The sequence below is a fragment of the Halorubrum sp. Boch-26 genome (genome assembly GCF_029889805.1).
GTDB lineage: Archaea > Halobacteriota > Halobacteria > Halobacteriales > Haloferacaceae > Halorubrum.
The window spans coordinates 1-3,980 of the sequence record NZ_JARANT010000142.1; the positions used below are offsets into that span (position 1 = coordinate 1).

3 protein-coding genes are annotated in these 3,980 nt (G+C 69.2%); 1 reads left to right on the forward strand and 2 read right to left on the reverse strand.

What is annotated here, in order from left to right; translation table 11 throughout:
* Nucleotides 1–48: 48 nt before the first annotated feature.
* Together OQF71_RS14010 and OQF71_RS14015 are read right to left on the reverse strand one after the other, a co-directional pair.
* Nucleotides 49–993: an ABC transporter substrate-binding protein gene (locus tag OQF71_RS14010; RefSeq protein WP_280588425.1), complete on the reverse strand. Its 945-nt coding sequence runs from the start codon at nt 991–993 to the stop codon at nt 49–51.
* A gap of 5 nt (nt 994–998) precedes the next feature.
* Nucleotides 999–1,601: a class I SAM-dependent methyltransferase gene (locus OQF71_RS14015; protein WP_280588423.1), complete on the reverse strand. Its 603-nt coding sequence runs from the start codon at nt 1,599–1,601 to the stop codon at nt 999–1,001.
* 279 nt (nt 1,602–1,880) lie between these two features.
* On the opposite strand from OQF71_RS14015, the gene OQF71_RS14020 reads away from it, so the two are divergent.
* Nucleotides 1,881–3,644: an L-lactate permease gene (locus tag OQF71_RS14020; protein ID WP_280588424.1), complete on the forward strand. Its 1,764-nt coding sequence runs from the start codon at nt 1,881–1,883 to the stop codon at nt 3,642–3,644.
* Nucleotides 3,645–3,980 lie beyond the last annotated feature (336 nt).

Consider the following 3,980-nt stretch of genomic DNA (forward strand, 5'->3'; position numbering starts at 1 on the left):
GCGCGCCGCGACCGCGCGCAGAGCTGAAGCGGCGACCGGCGGAACGACTCACCGAGCGGCGGCGCCGGCGGTGCGTGCGGCCGCGTCGCCGACCCGTCCGATCCGGTCGACCGCGGCGGGCGGCGCCTCGGCGCGGTCCGGATGCAGACACGCGAACAGCGCCTCCAGCGAGTCGACCAATCGGTGGCTCGGTCGGTTGAACAGCGCGTTGCCGTCGACCGCGTACGCTCGGTTGTCGGCGACCGCGGCGAGGTCGCGCCACCCCGGTCGATCGGCGAGGCCGCCGGCCGCGTCGACGGCGCGATCGCGCTCGAAGCCACAGGGCGCGACCACGAGCGCCTCGGGGTCGTACGTGCGGACGTCCTCCCACGCCACCGGCTCGGAGGCGCCGTCGGGCTGGAACGACGGGTCGCCGCCGGCGATGTCGACCATGTCTCGGACCCAGTGACCGGCCCGGATCGGCGGGTCGGTCCAGTCGAGCACCGCGGTCCGGGGACGGCCCGACCCGGCGACGGCGTCGGCCGCCCGCTCTCGGACGCGTTCGACGCAGTCGGTCAGCCCGTCGACGAGCGCCGCGGCCGCGTCGGGGCGGTCGACCGCCGCGCCGAGGCGGGCCACGTCGTCGAGGACGTCGCTGAAGGAGTGGGGGTCGAGCGTCAGCACCTCGGGCGCGGGGTCGAGCGACGCGACGGCCTCATGAACTGCCCCCGCGTCGACGGCGCAGACATCGCACGTCGCCTGTGTGACGACGAAGTCCGGCTCCAGCGCGGCGAGGCGGTCGACGTCGAGGTCGTAGACGGCGCCGTCGACCGACCGCATCTGGGCGTCGATGTCGCTGGCCGAGCGGTCGTCGTGGTCGACGACGGTGCTCGTGAGCGTCGGCAGGTCACGGGCCGCGGGCGGGTGGTCACAGCTGTGCGAGACGCCGACCGGCTCGACGCCGAGCGCGAACAGCGTCTCCGTGGCTGAGGGAAGCAGCGCGGCGACGCGCACGTCGGTCACCCCCCGCCGAGCGTCGCGAGCGCGAACTCGGTGTCGCTCCCGAGCGGATCGGTCGCGGTCGCCGTCTCGACGCCGGTGAATCCGGCCTCACGGAGCTGCGCGAGGGTGGGGTCGCGGCCCGGCGCCGAGAAGAACATGCGGCCGCCCATCCAGCCGCGGCGCACCGTCTCGAACCGCCCACTCGGGAGGGTCATAAGGAGCCGTCCGCCCGGGCGGAGGACGCGCGCGAACTCCGCGTACACGTCGGGGTGGCGGTCGCGCTCGACGTGAAACACCGCGTGGTACGCCGTGAGCGCGTCGAAGCTATCGGCCGCGAACGGAAGCGCGGACATCTCGCCGTGAACGAGCCGGGCCACGGGAACGGTCTCGCTCGCGAGGTCGAGCCCGCGCCGCGAGATGTCGAGCCCGACGCTGCCGGCCGGGAGGTTCGCGAGCGTCCGCGCGCCGTCGCCGCAGCCGACGTCGAGCACGTCCGGGTCGAGCGGCAGATCGGCGAGCAGGTCGTCGATCAGCGCCGCGTCGGAGCCGTCCGGGTCGCGTCGGGCGGCGTACGTCGCCGCCACATCGTCCCACGCTCGCCGCACGTCGCTGCGATCCATACCCCTTGTTACCGCGCGATCAACATGACTCCTCGGGCGGCCGGTCGCGAAGGGTGCGATGTCGGAGGTTCGCGGATTGACAGATGACCAGTAATAAAGAAATTGCTTTCGGATGTTTTTGCGAGACGTGACCGGGGTGAACCGGGAGATGACGACGGCAGAAAAAGTCACATTTTATAATTAATGGATGTGACGTACCTCGCGTCGTATGCCAATGGTAACCTGTTACATGAGTTGGAGACGGAATCGAGTAAACGAACGGAACCGCGGGAGAGATCCATGACGACGGGAATCGACGTCGCCGTGGCCGCGATCCCGCTGCTTCTCGCCGGGGTCCTGCTCGTCGGCCTGCTGTGGCCGGCGACGCGCGCGATGCCGCTCGCGTGGGTGGCGGCGCTGGCGGTCGGCTACTTCGCGTGGAACATGCCCGTGAACTGGCTGGCGGCGGCGTCCGCCGTCGGCGTCATAACCGCGATCACGATCCTCTGGATCGTCTTCGGCGCGCTGGTTCTGTTGTACACGCTAATGGAGGCGGGTGCGTTCGACCGGATCAATCGGGGATTCGCGACGGTCAGCGACGACCGGCGCGTGCAGATCGTCCTGATCGCCTTCTTCATGGCGACGTTCATCGAGGGCGCCGCCGGCTTCGGGACGCCGGCCGCGGTCGTCGCGCCGCTCCTGTTGGGGCTCGGCTTCCCCGCGCTCGCGGCGGTCGTCGCGGCGATCATCGGGCACATCATCGCGGTCACGTACGGCGCGGTGGGGACGCCGATCGTGGTCGGGATCCAGAACCCGATGGAGAACGTCGAGTTCACCCGCACCGCGATCGAGGAGGGCGGGATGACCGTCCAAGAGTTCTCGGTCGAGGTGGCCGCGTGGGCGGCGACGTATCACGCCTTGGTCGGGTTCGTGATGCCGTTGTTCGCGGTCGGTATGACCGTCTACTTCTTCGGTGACCCCGACGAGCGCTCGCTGGCGCCGGCGTGGGAGGTCGCGCCGCTGTGTCTGTTCGCGGGGATCTCCTTCGCGGTCCCGTACTGGATCTCGGCGTGGTTCCTCACGGCCGAGTTCCCGGCGCTCATCGGCTCGATGGTCGGCGGATCCATCGTCCTGAGCGTGCTTCGGGCGGGTTACTTCCTGCCGGACGAGGAGTGGGAATTCCCGGACCGCGACCGATGGGAGGACCACTGGGTCGGCTCGATCGAGCCCGGTCAGTCGAACGGGTCGAACGGCGCCGAGAGCCGCGGCGGCGTCTCGCCGGAGGCCGAGGCTGCCGACATCAGTGACGTCGACGAGGACATGTCGCTGCTGAAGGCGTGGTCGCCGTACATCGCGCTGGTGATCCTGCTTGTCGTCACTCGCGCGGTCGACCCGATCTCGAGCTTCATCGGCAGCGACCTCTTCGTCATCGGCTTCAGCGACATCTTCGGGACGACGCTCGGCGGAAGCTTCGCGTGGATGAGTGTTCCCGGGTTCTGGCTGATCGTGAGCGCCGTGCTCGCGATCCCGATCTTCGGCATGTCGGGCAAAGAAGTCGGCGACGCGTGGAAGGAAGCCGGCCGGAAGATCGTCTCGCCGTTCATCGCGCTGGTGTTCGTCATCGCCATGGTGCAGGTGATGCTCCAGTCCGGCGCGCATCCGGGCGCGCCTGAGGTCGGCAGCATGATCGTCCTGCTCGCGCAGACGACCGCCGACACCCTCGGCGTCGCCTACCCCGCCTTCGCGTCGCTCATCGGCGCGCTGGGCGCGGCGATGGCCGGGTCGAACACCGTCTCGAACATCACGTTCGGCGCGTTCCAGTTCGAGGCGGCGACCCAGCTCGGACTGCCGCGGACGATCATCGTCGGCGCGCAGGCCGTCGGCGGCGCCATCGGGAACCTCGTCGCGATCCACAACCTCGTCGCCGCGCTGGCGACGGTCGGCCTCCTCGGACAGGAGGGGCGGGTGATGCGGCTGAACATGATCCCGCTGCTGTACTACGCGACGGGCGTCGGCCTGTTGTGTCTGCTGTTCAGCTACGTGCTGTTCCCCGGCGTGTTCTGAACACGCGACCACTACGCCGGCGCAGATTTTTTATAAGCGATCGACGGTCCTGAAAGAGCGCTTCTAAATCCCCAATCGCTCGGTTATCCGTAGCGACCACCGAACCAGCAGTGAACACCGCCACAGCCCCGGCCGCTCGCTTATAAATAACTGACACTGGATCGGTGGAGAACACCGCCACAGCCCCAGCCGTGCGGTCGCCGTACGCTCGTTGCGCTCCTCAGTCGCTCGTTGCGCTCCTCAGTCGCTCGTTGCGCTCCTCAGTCGCTCGTTGCGCTCCTCAGTCGCTCGTTGCGCTCCTCAGTCGCTCGTTGCGCTCCTCAGTCGCTCGTTGCG